This is a genomic window from Nitrosomonas supralitoralis, assembly GCF_003011925.2.
GTDB classification, from domain to species: Bacteria; Pseudomonadota; Gammaproteobacteria; order Burkholderiales; family Nitrosomonadaceae; genus Nitrosomonas; species Nitrosomonas supralitoralis.
Genome location: NZ_PXXU01000002.1, coordinates 61,787 through 79,614 on the forward strand (window position 1 = coordinate 61,787; position 17,828 = coordinate 79,614).

A 17,828-nucleotide genomic window follows, 5' to 3' on the forward strand; every position below is an offset into this window, starting at 1 on the left:
ATCTCGTATTGACTGTCACAATAACATTTTTTAACAGTCTATTAAATCTCAATTTAACTCGACTTATTCAGAAATTTGGCTGGATTCTGCGGCTTATTTTTGTGTCGAATCTCAAAATGCAAATGCGGACCGGTAGAACGCCCCGTACTGCCAACTTCAGCTATTTTCTGCCCTTGCAATACAACTTCCCCAAGCTTTACCATACGTTTCGATGCATGCGCATATCGACTCACTAAATCATCGCCATGATCAATCTCAACCATATTACCATATTCAGGATGACGATCCGAATAGATCACCACTCCACTTGCCGCAGCTTTTATCGGCGTGCCCGTTTCTGCGGCAAAATCGACGCCTTCATGAAATGCTCTCTTTCCTGTAAATGGATCAATTCGATAACCATAGCCAGAAGAATACCAATCTGTTTCAACCGGCATCTCAGAAGGCAAAACAAATTTGGTTATTCTGCCATAGCGCAACAACGAATCGAGTGCACCGAGCTTATCAGCTCTTTCATCAAGCATACTGGACAGATCATGAAGCATATCGTCAAACTCCCCAAAAGTTAACTCCTCAGTTGAAAGATCACGTTCACTTCTTGCCCCACCTTGTCCTGGTGTTTCTTTAAACAAAAAGTCGCGTGATTTGATTCCAGAGGATTCCGCCAAACGCTCGCCCAGTGCATCCAGACGAATTAATTGTGCTTGCATATGCCCAAGTTTACTGGCCATAATATTGAGATTATCTTGTAGATGGGTTTGAATCTTTTGATGTCTTTCCTCTTGCGGATTTACCAAAACTGCTCTTAATAGCGGCGCGTCTATTTTGTCAGCGTAACGTAGCGAAAAAAAATTCAATCCCAAAGCCACTATCATAACCATGACAAAAAAAATGCCAAATAGTAATACAATACTTGATCTTGTAAGATTCAGCTTACGCGTTCGTTCCGTATTATTGGAAATAAAAATAATATTCATGCTTTATTTTCACAGGATATTTCTTAAATAACCATGCGCCCTCATAAAGTTGATTCATATCTCGATCTTCTGGAAAAAACACCTGAGTACGCAAGCTTGTTTTCATCGGCTCGACAATTACATGAAGCTCAATCAACGTTCCTTAAATTCATCCCAGAACAGTTAACGCAATATTGCCGTCTGGGTCGAATTTCGGACGGCAAGTTGACTGTCCTGGTAGAAAATGGCGCTGTTGCTTCAAAACTCAAGCAAATTTCACCATCGTTGCTACTTAAACTACAGCAGCGAGGTTGGGAAGTTACTTCATTTCAAATATTGGTGCAAGCACATAACTCAGCAAAAAATCCAAGACCATTTAAAAAGCAAGGACATAGTAATAAAAAATTGAAATTAAGCTCGACAGCCAAAACATGTTTAGCTCAACTTGCCGCAACGATGCCAGACTCAGAACTCAAAAACACCATTCAATTATTTGTGAATCAACATCAGAACGATTCAACTGATCCCAATTCATCAGAGCAGTAAAGTAAAGAAATCTCTCCTCATAGGTCGAGACTCCTCATTCTGATGCAACCTGTTTACCAATCAATCGATTCAGCAACCGTCCTAGTGAAATTGGCACTATTCTTGCCGACAATTGTCTACTTCATTTTTATTTTCTGTAACTGACTCGTATATAATGCAGATATTGACCAGGTTTATACATGACAAAACAATCTGCTCCAGTTGTATGTTGAAACCTATATTTTCCGATGATGATTTACTCTCAAAGCAATGCGTCAGCTTATTCTAATTACCCGGCTTGCCGTATAAAAACCCTATGAATGTTTTTTATGAAGAAGCTGGAACCTTCAAGATAGGAACCATACTGACTGACAACAACACCTCGTTACAAATAGAGGCTATTCATGGTAAGCGTTCAAAGATTAAGGCCGCTTCCGTGTTATTTAAATTCGATGCACCACCTTTATCTGAATTCATGCACCATGTTCAGAAAGTTACTGAAGAAATGGATCCGAATTTTTTGTGGGAATGCTGCACTCAGGAAGTAGAGTTTACCAGCAGTGCGCTTGCTGCCGATTACTTTGGACACTCACCCAGTCCAGTTGAAGCTGCTGCGACATTGATGCTACTTCAAAATGCTCCGATGTATTTTTACAAGAAAGGTTCAGGACGCTACAAAGCAGCACCACCCAATGCACTCAAAGCAGCTCTAGCCAGTCAGGAAAGAAAGCGTCTGCAGGCAGAACAGCAAGCTCGCTACGTTGAACTACTTAATCAGTTCATTCTACCCGAGGAATTTAAACCACTCCTCTCTCATTTGCTCTACAAGCCAGATAAAAATTCCATTGAATGGAAAGCGCTCGAAACTGTCTCCATCGAACATAAGCTGACTACTGTAAAACTGATGGAAAGATGCGGTGCGATTCCATGTTCACACGATTATCATTTCAATCAATTCATCTGGGAACATTTTCCTGCAGGAATCGGTTTTAATGAATCAGAATTTGTTCCACAGTCAGTACTCAACAAGTTGATCGATTTACCCTCTGCAGAGGTGACAGCATTTAGCATAGACGATGCCTCAACAACTGAGATTGACGATGCATTCTCTGTGACACCCCTGACATTGGGAAGTTTTCGCATTGGCATACATATTGCCGCGCCTGCGCTAGGAATCGATCCTGACTCTCTGCTTGATAAAACTGCTGCAACACGTTTATCGACAGTTTATTTGCCTGGAAACAAAGTCACTATGCTGCCGGAAGCCGTCATCAGTCACTTTACACTTGCAGAAAACAAACTATGTCCGGCGCTTTCGCTATACTTGGATGTTTCTGATGATTTTACCATCACAAAAACTGAAAGTCGGATCGAGAATATAAAAATTGCCGCAAACTTGCGTCACAATGAATTGGAACAGCACTTTAATGAAAGCGCATTAAACAAAGGTGATTTTGAACATGCGTTTAACCGGGAATTAAATCTGCTATGGAAATTCGTCTGCAAAATGGAGGCTCAACGCGGCAAAGCCAACGATATTAATAACGACAAGATTGATTACAGCTTTGAAATCAAAAATAACCATGTCACAATTTCCGAGCGCAGACGCGGATCTCCTATTGATAAGGTAGTGTCTGAGTTGATGATTTATGTCAACACGGAATGGGGCAAGCAACTAACTGATGCGGGCATTACCGGGATATTTCGCAGTCAGGCAAATGGCAAGGTGAAAATGAGCACTTCGCCCGCTCCTCACCAAGGACTCGGAGTATCGCAATATGCCTGGAGCAGTTCTCCCATGAGGCGCTATGTGGATCTGATCAACCAACGTCAAATCATTGCTATGTTACGTAATCAACCGCCGCCTTACGCCAAAGATAGCGACAGCCTTTTAATCGCAATGCGAGATTTTGAAATGGCATATGGCATTTATGGGGAATTTCAACGCGCAATGGAACGTTACTGGTGCTTACGCTGGCTGCAACAGGAAAATATTCAAACCATCAATGCACAGGTCATAAGAGAAAATTTAGTAAAATTTGATCATATTCCTTTCATCACACGGGTTCCTTCATTGCCGGAGATGGCGCCAAACACTTGCGCCAAACTTAGAATATCCGAAATAGATTTACTGGAGCGAACTTTACATGCAGAATTCTTGCAAAAACAAGATGCATGAGATCCACATATAGGACATTCAAATGGACCCTGTAACAAGCAAGAAGTTGTTGCCTAGAATACCGCAATCTCTAGAGATCTTAGACTTTACTTTCAAGGTTTGACCCTTTGGCTCTGATTTTCCAAACCCTCGGATCCTCGCCCGTAGCACTGGGCCATTACCCATTCTTGCAAAGCAATCGTCTCTTTGTTGCGATGGTTGCTTCACTGCTGTTGCATGCCATTATATTGTTTGGAGTGACTTTTCAGTTTCCACAACCCAAAACTGATAAAATTGCATCCTCCCTAGAAGTTGTATTGGTTAACAATAAAACACTAAGCCAACCTAAAGAAAGCAAATTACTTGCGCAGGATAATCTGGACGGCGGTGGCAACACGGATGATGATCGCAAGGCAAAAACACCCCTCCCAGTTCTACCAAAAAGTAAACCAATCCTCAAAGAAAAAATAGTGGAACAGAAAGTGAAGCAATTGGAACAGGAAGCTAAGAAATTAATGGCTGCTGTAAGCGATATACCACAAATCCAGGAGCCTACCAGCATAGCAGACAATGAAAATGAGGATGAAAGCACACCTAACACCTCTGATGTTGATGCTACTGAATTGTTACTGCGCAGCCTTGATATTGCTCGCCTTAGAGCGCAGGTGGATCAAGATCACGATAGCTATCAGAAACGCCCAAAGCGAAAATTTGTCGGTGCACGTACCAGAGAATATCGCTTTGCACGCTATGTTGAGGATTGGCGTTTAAAAGTTGAGCGCATCGGCAATTTGAATTACCCGGAAGCAGCTAGAAAAGAAAAGCTATATGGCAACTTGCAACTCACGGTTGGTATTCGCGCAGACGGCAGTTTGGAGTCAATTGAAGTCAACCGCTCCTCTGGAAAAAAAGTTCTCGATGAGGCTGCCATTAATATCGTAAAATTAGCTGGGCAGAATGGATTTGCTCCTTTTCCGCCAGATATTAGTCAAGACACGGATATTTTGCATATTACCCGGACTTGGGTATTTGCATCATCAGATACACTACTGAGTCAATAATTTTGCATTGAAGCAGGAATTGATCTTTTTCCTCAAATTTAAATAAAGAGTTTTTTATCTATGCTCGATTTGTATGCTGTAATTGGCAATCCCGTTGCACATAGTAAATCGCCGTTGATCCATACAATCTTTGCACAACAAACAAACCAATCCATACAATACGATGCACGCCTGGCTCCGCTCGAGGGTTTCATAAGCGTTGTAGAAAATTTCCGTCAACAAGGCGGCAAAGGATTAAACGTCACCGTTCCCTTCAAACTGGAGGCTTATCAGCTATCAACTCACTTGACGGAACGAGCGAGAACCGCGCAGGCTGTTAACACGCTTAAATTCGAAAACGATGAAATTCTGGGTGATAACACCGACGGTATTGGACTCGTACGCGACATCGAATCAAATCTAGGCATCGCTATCGCAGCAAAGCGCATACTATTGCTTGGTGCAGGTGGCGCTTCAAGAGGCGTTATCCTGCCACTGCTACAACGACAACCCGCATTATTAACTATTGCAAACCGCACACTCCACAAAGCCGAAGCATTACAACAACAATTTATTCCGCATGGTGATATCGTGGCCGTTGATTTTATGGATTTCCCGGATGACAAGTTCGACATTATTATCAACGCCACTTCCGCCAGCCTGCACGATGCATTGCCACAAATACCTGCCGAAATTTTTTCCCATGCCATCCTTGCTTACGATATGATGTACAGTCAGGAGCCCACCCGCTTCCTTAAGTTCGCTCAACAAAACGGCGTTCAACAATGGGCTGATGGTACCGGTATGCTCGTTGAACAAGCCGCTGAGTCTTTCTTTTTCTGGCGTGGCATCAACCCGCAGACAAAACCAGTCATTACAATGCTGAAATCACAAGCGTAAAAATCAAGCTTATCGCTTCAGTTGTAATTTCATCAAAACAAGTTAATTAATCTCAACATCGATCAACAATTTATTAGTGTTGATGTTGCAACGCGGTTTATACTCTTCAGCAATCAAATTACAAACTGCCCGGCGTATAAACTGTCTGAATTTATTCTCAATAAAAAGACTATCTTGCTAGCATAAACCCACTATGACCGAAACAAATAACATCGATCAGGAAGACTCACCGACTCCATTGCAACAGATCATTTATCTGTTACGCAAATATAAATTGGTCGAAGGCTTGGTTAATTTGCAAGAAAACACAGACGACCCATCGCTCAACGAATCCGCAGTCCAACAACAAAATCTAACTGAACTCCAGGTATTTTTGGATCAACTTCATCCTGCTGATATCGCTCACATCCTGGAAGCACTGCCGCTTGAAGATCGTCTTCTGATCTGGAGTCTGATTAAAACTGACCGAGACGGTGAAGTATTACTGGAAACCTCCGATGCCGTTCGCGCCACGTTGATTACCGACATGGGCAATCATGAATTGGTTGCCGCCACGGAATACCTGGATGCCGATGAAATTGCGGATCTTGCTCCCGACCTGCCGCAAGAAGTAATGGACAATGTTTTTAGCTCATTACCGATTGAAGAACGCGAACAACTGCGCGCAGCCATGTCATATCCGGAAGATTCCGTTGGCGCACTCATGGATTTTGATGTCATCACGATCCGTGAAGATGTTCGACTGGAAGTTGTGTTGCGCTATTTACGCCGACTGGAGGAACTGCCGGATCATACCGATCAGCTGTTCATTGTCGACCGCGATGAACAATTGAAAGGTGTCCTATTGATCAATCGGTTATTGGTCAGCGATCCGGACACCCTGGTTGCCGAAGTGATGACCAAGGAAATGATTAAACTACGCCCGAATGCTATCGCGCAACAAGCTGCCAATGCGTTTGAGCGTTATGACCTGGTTTCCGCTTCGGTAGTGGACGATAACAACAAACTACTGGGTCGCGTCACAGTTAATGCAGTGATCGACTATATTCGTGAAACGGCAGAAAACGAAGCGCTGAACTTAGCGGGTTTAAGTGAAGAGGAAGATCTTTTTGCGCCGGTGCTGAAAAGCGTCAAGAACCGTTGGGGTTGGCTGGCAATCAATCTGGTCACTGCCTTTATTGCGTCACGGGTAATCGGTTTATTTGAGGACTCGATCGAAAAACTGGTCGCCCTCGCCGCGCTCATGCCGATCATCGCGGGCATTGGTGGCAATTCAGGCAACCAAACCATCACCATGATAGTACGCGCACTGGCACTGGACCAGATCGACACCAGCAGCGCCTGGAAATTAATCACCAAGGAAGTGGGAGTCAGCATTGTCAATGGACTGCTTTGGGGCACTGTTGTCGGCTTGTTCACCTTCGCCATTTACCAAAATGCCGAACTGGGTCTGGTGATGACTCTGGCCATGACGCTCAATTTGCTGCTGGCCGCGTTATTAGGCGTAATAATACCATTAACCCTGCGCAAATTTGGCCGCGACCCGGCTTTGGGTTCCAGCGTAATGATCACCGCAGTAACAGACAGCGGTGGATTCTTCATTTTTCTAGGTTTGGCAACCTTCTTCTTGCTATAAGCTAAGCCATATTCTGGACTAACGCACTAGTGCTAAATCAACTAGAGTCAGAAAAATGATTTTTCAACCATTACAGATACATTCTTCGCAAGCAGCCAATGCGCCTTTCATTACTCCTCTCTCTCTCCCGCGCTTCTGCTAAGGTATTCTTGAACCTTCTTTTGTAGCAAAAGCTCGCTTGCGGTAATCAAACCAGAATACTGAGTGTTTTGAAAACCCCACAAAGTAGAATGAACCTCTTCTCGATGGCCAACAAGAAAAGGCAAGGTTACTATCACGCGAAGATTAGCCTGCTTTTCCAAATACTTGTCAATAGTATTGGCTTGATCATCGATATGATGTGGATTCCATGCCATTAAATTGTGTAATGCCTTTTCATTGTAAATATTGCAAACCATACTTGTCATTTTGTCGAGCGTCACAAAACACATGCCTTGAAAGGTTTCAACATGGAGAATTTTTGCTTTCTCATGTAATACAGCTATCACTCCGGAAAACACGTCCCATTGATCATGTTTTGTATCCAGATAGCTCTGCACAATGTTCATTTTTTCCTCAAATTTATCCGGCAAGAGAACATCATCTTCGAGAATAGTCAGGCGCTTAATTTCATGCTGTATCGCATGACGCGCTAGATTTGCATACGACAAACCACAACCCACCCAACCCGGGCGCAATCGCACGCCATCAAATACAGCACAATATTGAGGTCGATTGGCTTCAAATACTCGGCGGCGAAAAATTGCCTCTGGCATTGATAAGGCGATGCGAGAGACATCATGCGGCAATGGCAATATATTATCAGCCAGTTTGTCGATCGACAAAAAACCCATAGCAACCAAAAATCGATCAAGCATAAATACAAATCGTTCTGAACTACGGACAGCAGCCTGACGCACTATTTCTGGTGCAACAGGCTGCATTAATGCACTTCGAACCGCATCAAGCATAGCTTGTTCATTACCTGGTTCAAAAAAAATCACGGCATCGAAGATTTCTGGATAGTCAGTCAGGTCTTGAGCAGATTCGGACACCACGGGAATGCCCAAAGAAAGACACTCCTGAATACGTGGCATTTCCAGCAATGCATTTTCGTAATAGTGTAAATTAATGACGATTCGTGCACGACGGATCACATTAATCATGTCATGACCAAAAAGCTCACGACTGATATGCACATTAAAATTTCTCTGCAGAGCATCAAGCATTTTGCGTCGACGCGGCGAGCTGTTCGAATCACCATAAAACAGCACATCGCAGTTTTTATCTGTCGATGAGACGTGACCCATATAATCTGGATCGGCTCCCACGGGCAAATAATGCACATGAGGATAAACCACTTGCTTGTTTGCCAAGAACTCCAGGTTAACCAAAGCGTATTCCAGTACGGCCAGTGAACTATTTAAGATATTGATGTAATTATCAGTAAACCAGCGCGAACTGACCGATTGCTCCATTTGATAGACAATACGCTTTTCCCCCGGCGGTAGCTTTTTAAACATCTGGGAGCAAATCACAATATACATATCGTGTGGGAATCGACGGGGTGCGCTCGTCAGGATATCAACTTCCCATCCATGCGAGCGAAGTCGCGAAGCGATTAGATGCGCGACAAATAAAGTATGAGGCGTGGTAATAATGCCCCAGCGAAGCGGAGGTCCCGTCACAGCATAATTTTGCAAAGCCTGCTCCACCTGAATCGATCTAAGACGACTGTACAAACCTTTGAAATCACCCCGAGCGACATAACGAAAAGCTGCACGAGCTCGTCGTGTGAAAGCATGAATGCGACCTACCTGCGTCATGAATACGCGCAGAGGATGTGTAGCACGCCATGACTTCGATTGGTACAAGACAGTAAGTAACCGATCATGTTCAGAGACTACCTGATTAAGCTCGTCTACTTGCCTATCACGTTCAGTTAATATTTGATTAAGCTCGGCTATTTGTCTGTCACGCTCTGTGACTACTTGGCTAAATTCTACAATCTGCTTATCGCGTTCAATTACCGCTTGATCTAGATCATTAAGTTTATTTAGCAAAACGGACTGCCTTAACTGCGGAGATCTATTTAGGCGTCTTTCAAACACACCGTGCTTAATACCGAAGAAATACAGATCGTGAGTTTCCACACCTATAGAAAACTCGGAAAACTGAAATGTACCGGGTATATCGATCGCCGCTCGAATGTCATTTTCATCCAAGTTGCAATAGTAATCCGCCCACTCCTCGTCGACGCTGGCTAAAAGCGGGGCATCGCCAGGTGTGGTGCGACGCGTACCGTGCTCGGCCCGACCTGTTGTCGCACAAGTGATAAGCATTACCCCGCCAGGACGCAGCATGCGAACCGCATTATTCAATGTTTGCATCCAATGTCGATCGTGCTCGAGACACTCGGTCGAGACAATGATGTCAAATGTTGCATCGGGCAAAGCCAGTAAATGTGCTGCAGATATAACATCCACATTACGGCCCTGGGCTACGTCAATGCCCAGATAAAGACTTTCGACATCGAATAAATACTGATTATTTCCGTTGATATCGAGCGAACCAATATCTAAAACCATTACACCCGTAAAGAATTGCGGAAAACGCGCCTTGATGGATTCACAAAATTCCTGTTGTTGAAGGTGGGCCATTAGTTTTTCCTAACTTCGAGTATTTTTATTTTTTTGTGTAGTGATTCCGATATGCACCATGGGTATGCCGACAAGTCCTGTTGAAACGCTGCTAGTTTCGGATTTAAATATCACTGCATCGTATATCCAGTGATGCTGAATGTGTTGGCTCTGCGTTCCGTTAGCAATTGCTGCAGCGATGCTGAAATCACCTGCAGGAAGTATTGGCATAAAAAAAGTAAACTCTGCCTGGATTTGATCTCCAGGTTCACATAACAAGGGGGCATCCACGGTGCTGAGGTATGAATTATCGCCAAAAAGCGCCTGGCCCAAGCGATCCTTGATAACAAATCCAATAATGGGCGCATCCAGCGGGTCACGTGCGACCGCCTTTATTCGCAAAGTAACCTGCTCACCTCCAACGACCCACGCCAGAGCCGAACCTTCCTTGTCAAGAAACTGAACATCTATGATATGCGCACCATTCGCCCCAAATGACGGAGCATCCTGGTCGAATTCAAAAATTTTCAAGTCATTGCGCAAATTACTGGCGTTGATAAAATCCCGTCGTTGATCTATTCTCGCGAAAGCGTCGTTTTTCTTGTGTGTCGACCTGGACTTGGTTGTATTCGTCTTGCCTTGCTGTGCTTCATAAAATGCTCGCAGATACCTCTCGCATACAATTTTTGGAGTACCTTGCTGCATTACCCTTCCTTGTTCCAGCCAAATCACCGAACGACATAAATTTTTTATTGCACCCGTATCATGACTGACAAAAAGCACGGTGCCGCATTTCATAAAACTTCGCATAAAACGCATGCACTTTTGCGTGAAGAACGCATCGCCCACCGCCAGAGCTTCATCGATTACCAGAATATCGGCATCAACGTGTGCAATGACAGCAAAAGCTAATCTAACCACCATCCCACTCGAATAGGTTTTAATCGGCTGCTCAATAAATTCACCGATGTCGGCAAAGGCCACAATATCATCAAAACGCGCATCAATTTCTTCCCTGCTCAAACCCAGCAGAGTAGCGTTCAAGTAAACATTCTCACGACCGGTGAACTCCGGATTGAAACCTGACCCTAATTCCAGCAATGCGGCAATACGCCCATGGGTCTGGACATCACCACTGGTCGGGTTCAACGTGCCGCAAATCATCTGTAACAAGGTGGACTTGCCGCAACCATTGCGACCAATGATACCGACGGTTTCGCCCTTCTTGATCTCGAACGAAATATCCTTCAGCGCCCAAAACTCTCGGAAAAATTGCTTAGGCTTTCGCCCGGACAGGCGCTGCAAACGGGGAATGATAATTTGTTTGAGAAAATCACGCGGATGATCGTAGATCTGATAGCACTTGCTAAGGTTCTCGACCTTAATGGCTGTGTCAGAGGACATTAGCGAATCCCTTGCGTGTTTTCTGAAACCAGGCAAAGCCCATCCAGGCCGTTAGCACAGCAAGTATCCAGTAAAGTATCCACCCCTGCCAGTTCATCCCTTTCCCCCATATCATCACGTCACGAGCCTGTTCAATGACAAATGTCAATGGATTGATTTGCAGCAAGAGGTGATATTCTGCGGGTAAAGCAGTAATCGGATAAAAAATCGGTGACAAAAACAACAGCGCAGTCATCATTACACCAACAATCTGGCCGACATCGCGTAAAAACACCCCCAATGCCGCCAGGAACCAGCTAAACCCTAAGGTCAGCAATAGAAAAGGAATCAACAGCAAAGGGAACAATAAAAGAGTGGCTTGTGGTAAACCAAAGAAAATCAAATAAAAGATCAACCAGACCAAAAAACTGATCAGAAAATGAAAAAGCGCAGAACCGAGGGCTACAATAGGTAGTATCTCCAGAGGAAACACCACTTTCTTTACATAGTTCGCATTTCCCAGTATCAGTCCTGGTGATCGATTAATGCACTCTGAAAACAAGTTATAGATCATCAGACCAGCAAACAGCACCAGCGCAAATTCGGTTCTGGAGTCAGTGCCGCCGGCCCAGCGTGCCTTGAAAACCACACTAAATACAAATGTGTAAACAATCAGCATCAAGACAGGATTAAAAAAAGACCACAATATCCCCATAATCGAGCCACGATAGCGGCCAATGACTTCCCGTTTGACTAGAGAATAAATCAGACTCCGATGAGTCTTGAGTGTGTTGACTAAGGTGAATAGAGAGATCGATCGAGCTGCGTGCGGATTCAATTTTAAAATTCCAAGCTTACAATCAAGTTTCTAATCCTTCTAAATAGGTAAACCCCTCCCGAGAATGCTGCTACAAGAAACGGAAGCCAATCCCTACTAACTCATATTGCCCGATTACAAAATTATAGAGATGGATACAGGTACTGTATTATCTCCAAAAACGAGAATTAGAGCGAGTAAATTATCTGACAAGTCGTTGAAAAAATATTCGTAACAATTACTGCGCCAAGAAACAAATTTAAAAACTCGGCTTTTACTTGATCCATATTTATTCCTCATAAATGTTCAGTTATGCTGCAATCTTAAGTGGTACCTCAGGCATTCTCTTGGGGCTGCCTAAAGCGTTATTTTTAGGCAGTCGATGAGATTAATACTACACGGCTTGGGCTTATATTCTTATGGAACAAGAAATCTTCCCGATTTAATCAATGCGTAATTTTCATTACACTTGATTAGAAAAGTGACGAATTTAATCTACACTTAAATAAAATATAAGATTTGGATTCATTACAGTTATATAATCTTTGTAATTAACGAAGATTTTGTAAACATGCAATGAACAGTTTCCAACGGATTTATCAGCTGCATCGCATTCTGGCGTCCCGTCGGTTGCCGATCTCACACAAAAATCTTGAACAACTGCTGGAATGTTCCCGCGCCACAGTGAATCGCACAATCGAAGCACTCCGTAGTTATTACAATGCACCGCTAATATATGATCGGGAACGAAACGGCTATCATTACGACGCAACATCAAATGACGTGTTCGAATTGCCCGGTATCTGGTTTGATGCGCAAGAACTGTATGCCCTACTCACCGCACAACAACTACTCGAGCAAATCCAACCAGGCCTGCTCGATGCTCAACTAAAACCGATCAAAGACCGGCTGGAAAGAATTCTCACAGCACAGAACTTAAACAAGCAGGAAATCACTAGCCGCATACGCATCCTGAGCATGATGGGAAGAAATGCAGCCACACAGTATTTCCAGCAAGCCGCCAGTGCACTGCTGCAACGCAAGCAACTCAGAATCACATACCACAGCCGCAGCCACGACCAGCAAACCAAGCGCGTCATATCGCCACAACGTCTTACACATTACCGCGACAACTGGTATCTCGACGCCTGGTGCCACAAACGTGACGCTTTGCGCAGCTTCGCGGTCGAACGCATCACATCTGCAGCATTACTTGAATACGCCGCACTTGAAATAACCGAAATTGAACTCAACGAACATTTTTCCACCAGCTACGGAATTTTCTCCGGAAAAGCCAGGCAAACGGCAATCCTGCATTTCACCGCCGAACGCTCTCGCTGGGTCGCCGAAGAACAATGGCATCCGCAGCAAGAAGGAAAATTTTTGCCGGATGGCCGCTATGAACTTTGTATCCCCTACGCCAACGAAACCGAACTGGTCATGGACATTCTCAAACACGGCGCTGCAGTTGAAGTGATTACCCCGAAAACATTACGCCAAACCATTATAGAAAACTTACGCAAAATGCAAACGATATACAACCAAAAGAAATAAAAAAATAAATTTGCAATATCAGGTTTTGAGCCTGTGGGTGAAGATAATGCTTAAGGAAGGTTGGGATAACTTATATATGGCATTCCGAATGCAATGATAAATCTGCCGCTATTTTTTCTCAGAAACCGTCAGAGCGCATTGCATATTTCTGAAGTCATTTAAAGGATAGCTCCACGGATTCTCACCACCTGTAAAGATCAAATAATGGGTCAGAAAAAAAGATTGTCAGCTTTGAATATAGGGTTGAAAAGAAGGAATAATTCGTGGGTTCGGAACATGGTGGAGGTGAGATGAAGGATCTTGCACACTTCTTTTTTGTGATTTGTATTGATATACCTGTTTCTACTCTCCGCTCAAGATAATAGGAAGGCACTAAGTGGAACAATTAACTGACCTAAAAGCAATATTGCACTCTAAACGAGCCAATATCTACTACTTGGAGAAATGTCGTGTAATGCAAAAAGACGGTCGCGTTCTCTATTTAACAGAAGCCAAAGACGAGCAGCTTTACTGGAATATCCCAATTGCAAATACCACCGTTGTTTTATTAGGCACCGGTACTTCTATCACGCAAGCGGCTGTGCGCATGCTTGCATCAGCAGGTGTATTGATTGGCTTCAGCGGTGGCGGAGGCACACCACTACTGGCAGCCAGTGAAATTGAATGGCTTAAGCCACAAAGCGAATATCGACCCACCGAATATGTACAAGGGTGGCTATCATTCTGGTTTGATGAAGCAAAACGATTACAGGTTGCCAAACACTTCCAGCACTTGCGCATCAATTATCTGCAATCGGTATGGAGCAAAGATAAGGATCTGAAGAATGAAGGTTTCTTTATTGACGACGAAGATGTTACTCGATCATTCTCCGGTTATCCAGAAAAGGTGGAACGTGCAAGTAATGTCACCGAATTATTGTTGATTGAGGCCCAGCTTACCAAAAACCTCTATAAAGCCGCCGTCAACCGCACCCAGCAAAAAGATTTTGTCCGTAACTATGACAATACAGATAACGCAAACTTGTTCCTCAATCACGGCAATTACCTGGCTTACGGCTTGGCAGCCAGCACACTCTGGGTATTGGGCATACCACATGGCTTTGCCGTCATGCATGGTAAAACCCGACGCGGTGCTTTGGTGTTTGATGTGGCGGATCTGATCAAAGACGCCCTGATTCTGCCGTGGGCATTCATCTGTGCCAAGGAAAAAACCACCGAGCAGGAATTTCGTCAGCAGATCTTACAAAAATTCACAGATCATAAGGCACTGGATTTTATGTTTGATAGCGTCAAACAAGTCAGCTTGCAAGGCGGCGCAATATGATGGTCACTTTTGTTTCAGAGTGCGAGAAAAAAGCACTGACTAGAACCCGGCGCGTACTTGATGCTTTTGCCAACCGCATCGGCAGTCGCACCTGGCAAACCGTGATTACTGAAGACGGCTTAATCGCAGTCAAAACTTTATTAAGAAAAACCGCCACCAAAAATACCGCTGTTGCCTGCCACTGGATACGTTCCAGAAGTCGGAGTGAACTGGTTTGGATTGTGGGGAATCGTGAACAATTTGATCAACAGGGCATTGTGCCAGTAAATACCACCTTCAAAGAGTTAATTATGGATATAACAAGCGATAAGCCAAATCCTGATTTTTTATACGCAAATACCCATTTGCAGTCTTTAGCTGAACATTTATTTGCTGTGGGTTATGTCGCAGAGCAATTGCATAGACGGCTGATGCCGAAACAAGAAAAGCAATCAACGGCTATCTTTGTTGCGGGTTGTTTGCATGATTTAGGCAAAATTGACCCGTGTTTTCAGGAATGGGTAAGAAATCCTAAAAAGAAAGATTTCGTGGCCGAAGATGGTCAGCATATTGACGATGCTAAATTCAGCTTTGATAAGCATCCTCGTCACAATGAGGTTTCCGTATTGCTCTATCGCTTACTTGATGACAGAAACTTGAAGCTAATAAATTCCGACCATAAAGAATCCATTAAGCATGCCATTTATTGGCATCATGCCAAACCTTTTCGCAAAGAAAAAGACTTTGCCAATTATGGCGACATCTACACCAAATTAACTAATAACCTAAAAGACACCTCTTTCACCGAGTTATTAGATAAAGCCATTAAATTGCTTAATAGTGTAAGTACTGTTGATATCAAGTATCGGATGAATGAGGAATCGGTAGTTTCCAAAATTTTTAGTGCCGATGTTGATTTAGATGCTATCGAAGAACTGGATGGATCGCTATTACCATATTATAAAAAATACAAACCTGTGGAATACATTGAGAAATATCAAGTGCAAATCAAGCACAATGCCGACAATAACATCATGCGCACCTGTGTTATCTCATCTGACCGTTTAGTGTCAGCATTATCAGCCACTGACTTGCACGCTCACATAAAAAGCAACTCTCTTGATAACTTAGTAGCTAAAACTCTTCTGTCTGAATCTACACTCTGTTCTCACATTGATGCGAGCTTAAAACAATTCCCTGTAGGTGATCGTAGTAACAAACAAAGTGAAGTCGCCAACCAACTCACCAAAGCCCAAGGCGTTAGCGTTCTGGCAGGCCCTGCCGGTTGCGGCAAAACCAAAATTGCCCTGGAATGGGCAAAATTAAAAAATGTCCAACAATTGATTTGGATATGTCCAAGAGTGCAAGTTTGCCAAGGGTTATTTTATGACTTAACTTCTGAGCAATATTTGCCGGATGCCCGAATAGAAATTAATACAGGTGAATTTAAATTTACGAGCAAATGGGATATCCCAACTCCAGAAAAAGATTATTTCTCTGGCGATATAGTCATCACCACCATAGATCAAATATTCAGCGGCATCATTACACATAGTAAAGTTAATACGTTGATTAACTATCTTAATGCGCATGTGGTGTTTGATGAGTTTCACGAATATATCAACATGCCGGCCTTCAATTTGCTGTTTGCTGAGTTAATCGCTTGCAAACAGCAGCAAGAACGTGCAGCCAATACCTTGCTGGTGTCTGCCACACCGCATTATTTTTATCTTAACCAAGTATTGGCGCTTGAACCAGAAGATATTGTTGCCATGCCGTCTTTTAACCAAAGCACATACCGTATTGAATTCAAATTCTTTGATGAAACCAAGCAAGACGATACTAACCCCCTGTATCAAAACCAGAACTCCAACACCATTGTTATTAGCAATACAGCCTTGACCGCGCAAAAAAGCTTTATTCGTAACCAGCACCAGGAAAATGCCGTGCTATTACATTCAAAGTTTAAGAAGAGCGATAAGCAAAAATGGTTTGGAGAAGTTTACGAATCGTTCAAGAAAGATGGTATGCGAAAATTTGAGGTCTTGCGTAGCGGACCCATTGTGCAGGCATCATTAAACATTACTTGCGATTATATGGTGGCAGAAATCACCAATGCAGAAGATTGCTTGCAGCGCCTAGGCCGACTCGACCGCTTTGGTATAAATAAAGAAGGTAATGTGTACTGTATAGCGGTACCTGAGCCGATTCACCAAGGCAAAGGCACGGGTTCAGCGGCTCGTTTCCTGTCCCGGATGTTCACATTCGGAGCCACCAAAGCATGGTATCAATTATTACGGACGGAGCTGGATGAAACGGCAGTTACTTTGTCGCAGATGTATAAGCTGTATGAACAGTTCCATTACTCTGACAATGGTAAAAAGCACATTGAGTCGGATTTAATTGCCTCGCTCAAAGCCAGTGTGATATTGATCAGTCAGAAGGTTATTGATCCGATAACTATTCCACACAAAAAAGCACTGGTAAAAGGCCAAGCCAAAATCAGCAAGAATTCCTTGCGCGGAGAAAACCGCTTTGTACAAATGGCGGTATGCGATGTTAATGAACCCAATGAACTCAAATTTCTCGATCAATACGCTTACCAAGCGTCAATCAATGAACGGGATGACTTTGATAATTTGACGGCTTCCAAGGATGAAATCGAAGGGTATGGCGACAGTGATAAGAACTTATTGGCCTACATGAAAAATAAACACCACAACATTATGGGTGGTACCAAAGCCTATAAAGATTTTATTTTGCTCAATGAGGCAAGAGACCCAGAATTTCCCATTTACCTGAGTTATACGCCTAACGATTTAGTTCAGGTTGGGGGAGAAAGCGCACGGCATAGTCATGCAATTTACTATGCTGTGTGCGACAAACAGCCTGTCGGCGCAATTTCAATTAAGCAACTAAATTCAAACGAGGACTAATT

The 17,828-nt window shown here is 43.5% G+C and carries 12 protein-coding genes; 8 read left to right on the top strand and 4 right to left on the bottom strand.

All coding sequences use genetic code 11. From position 1 onward, the window contains the following. Positions 1 to 53: 53 nt before the first annotated feature. Positions 54 to 977: a M23 family metallopeptidase gene (locus C7H79_RS00830; protein ID WP_106705401.1), complete on the bottom strand. Its 924-nt coding sequence runs from the start codon at positions 975 to 977 to the stop codon at positions 54 to 56. A 33-nt stretch (positions 978 to 1,010) separates the two neighbouring features. On the opposite strand from C7H79_RS00830, the gene C7H79_RS00835 reads away from it, so the two are divergent. The 5 genes from C7H79_RS00835 (at position 1,011) to mgtE (ending at position 7,215) form a co-directional block, all read left to right on the top strand. Next, a complete protein-coding gene (locus tag C7H79_RS00835) occupies positions 1,011 to 1,502 on the top strand; it encodes a DciA family protein (RefSeq protein ID WP_106705402.1) in 492 nt (163 codons plus the stop codon). 295 nt (positions 1,503 to 1,797) lie between these two features. Continuing rightward, on the top strand, positions 1,798 to 3,660 hold the full coding sequence (locus C7H79_RS00840) for a ribonuclease catalytic domain-containing protein (RefSeq protein WP_106705403.1): 1,863 nt from the start codon (positions 1,798 to 1,800) through the stop codon (positions 3,658 to 3,660). A gap of 194 nt (positions 3,661 to 3,854) precedes the next feature. Further along, on the top strand, positions 3,855 to 4,700 hold the full coding sequence (locus C7H79_RS00845; RefSeq protein WP_106705404.1) for an energy transducer TonB: 846 nt from the start codon (positions 3,855 to 3,857) through the stop codon (positions 4,698 to 4,700). A 60-nt stretch (positions 4,701 to 4,760) separates the two neighbouring features. Then, complete coding sequence (gene aroE / locus C7H79_RS00850) at positions 4,761 to 5,579, top strand: shikimate dehydrogenase (protein ID WP_106705405.1); 819 nt, start codon at positions 4,761 to 4,763, stop codon at positions 5,577 to 5,579. A gap of 193 nt (positions 5,580 to 5,772) precedes the next feature. Continuing rightward, positions 5,773 to 7,215 carry a magnesium transporter gene (gene mgtE / locus C7H79_RS00855; RefSeq protein WP_106705406.1) on the top strand — a complete coding sequence of 481 codons (1,443 nt, stop codon included), beginning with the start codon at positions 5,773 to 5,775 and terminating at the stop codon, positions 7,213 to 7,215. Between the two features lie 110 nt (positions 7,216 to 7,325). On the opposite strand, the gene C7H79_RS00860 is transcribed toward mgtE, so the two are convergent. The 3 genes from C7H79_RS00860 to C7H79_RS00870 are packed head-to-tail and all read right to left on the bottom strand — an operon-like array spanning position 7,326 to position 12,054. Beyond that, a complete protein-coding gene (locus C7H79_RS00860) occupies positions 7,326 to 9,854 on the bottom strand; it encodes a glycosyltransferase family protein (RefSeq protein WP_106705407.1) in 2,529 nt (842 codons plus the stop codon). Positions 9,855 to 9,863: 9 nt separating this feature from the next. Next, on the bottom strand, positions 9,864 to 11,237 hold the full coding sequence (locus tag C7H79_RS00865; RefSeq protein ID WP_106705408.1) for an ABC transporter ATP-binding protein: 1,374 nt from the start codon (positions 11,235 to 11,237) through the stop codon (positions 9,864 to 9,866). Beyond that, positions 11,227 to 12,054, bottom strand: coding sequence for an ABC transporter permease (locus tag C7H79_RS00870; protein ID WP_106705409.1), 828 nt, complete (start codon positions 12,052 to 12,054; stop codon positions 11,227 to 11,229). The genes C7H79_RS00865 and C7H79_RS00870 overlap by 11 nt, the downstream gene beginning before the upstream one ends. Positions 12,055 to 12,609: 555 nt before the next feature. Between C7H79_RS00870 and C7H79_RS00875 the strand changes: the two genes are divergently transcribed. From C7H79_RS00875 to C7H79_RS00885, 3 genes are all read left to right on the top strand, one after another. Then, complete coding sequence (locus tag C7H79_RS00875) at positions 12,610 to 13,587, top strand: helix-turn-helix transcriptional regulator (protein WP_106705410.1); 978 nt, start codon at positions 12,610 to 12,612, stop codon at positions 13,585 to 13,587. 376 nt (positions 13,588 to 13,963) lie between these two features. Beyond that, positions 13,964 to 14,911 (top strand): type I-F CRISPR-associated endonuclease Cas1f, encoded by a 948-nt coding sequence (gene cas1f, locus C7H79_RS00880; RefSeq protein ID WP_106705411.1) that lies wholly within the window; start codon positions 13,964 to 13,966, stop codon positions 14,909 to 14,911. Further along, positions 14,911 to 17,826 (top strand): CRISPR-associated endonuclease Cas3'', encoded by a 2,916-nt coding sequence (locus C7H79_RS00885; RefSeq protein ID WP_374057987.1) that lies wholly within the window; start codon positions 14,911 to 14,913, stop codon positions 17,824 to 17,826. The genes cas1f and C7H79_RS00885 overlap by 1 nt, the downstream gene beginning before the upstream one ends. Positions 17,827 to 17,828: the final 2 nt, after the last annotated feature.

What these genes read in the sequence shown, in the direction of transcription:
- C7H79_RS00875 (WP_106705410.1), top strand. Translation starts at nt 12,610, where the DNA reads ATGAACAGTTTCCAACGGATTTATCAGCTGCATCGCATTCTGGCGTCC.
- C7H79_RS00885 (WP_374057987.1), top strand. Translation starts at nt 14,911, where the DNA reads ATGGTCACTTTTGTTTCAGAGTGCGAGAAAAAAGCACTGACTAGAACC.
- C7H79_RS00865 (WP_106705408.1), bottom strand. Translation starts at nt 11,237, where the DNA reads ATGTCCTCTGACACAGCCATTAAGGTCGAGAACCTTAGCAAGTGCTAT.
- C7H79_RS00835 (WP_106705402.1), top strand. Translation starts at nt 1,011, where the DNA reads ATGCGCCCTCATAAAGTTGATTCATATCTCGATCTTCTGGAAAAAACA.
- aroE (WP_106705405.1), top strand. Translation starts at nt 4,761, where the DNA reads ATGCTCGATTTGTATGCTGTAATTGGCAATCCCGTTGCACATAGTAAA.
- C7H79_RS00830 (WP_106705401.1), bottom strand. Translation starts at nt 977, where the DNA reads ATGAATATTATTTTTATTTCCAATAATACGGAACGAACGCGTAAGCTG.
- C7H79_RS00860 (WP_106705407.1), bottom strand. Translation starts at nt 9,854, where the DNA reads ATGGCCCACCTTCAACAACAGGAATTTTGTGAATCCATCAAGGCGCGT.
- C7H79_RS00845 (WP_106705404.1), top strand. Translation starts at nt 3,855, where the DNA reads ATGGTTGCTTCACTGCTGTTGCATGCCATTATATTGTTTGGAGTGACT.
- C7H79_RS00840 (WP_106705403.1), top strand. Translation starts at nt 1,798, where the DNA reads ATGAATGTTTTTTATGAAGAAGCTGGAACCTTCAAGATAGGAACCATA.
- mgtE (WP_106705406.1), top strand. Translation starts at nt 5,773, where the DNA reads ATGACCGAAACAAATAACATCGATCAGGAAGACTCACCGACTCCATTG.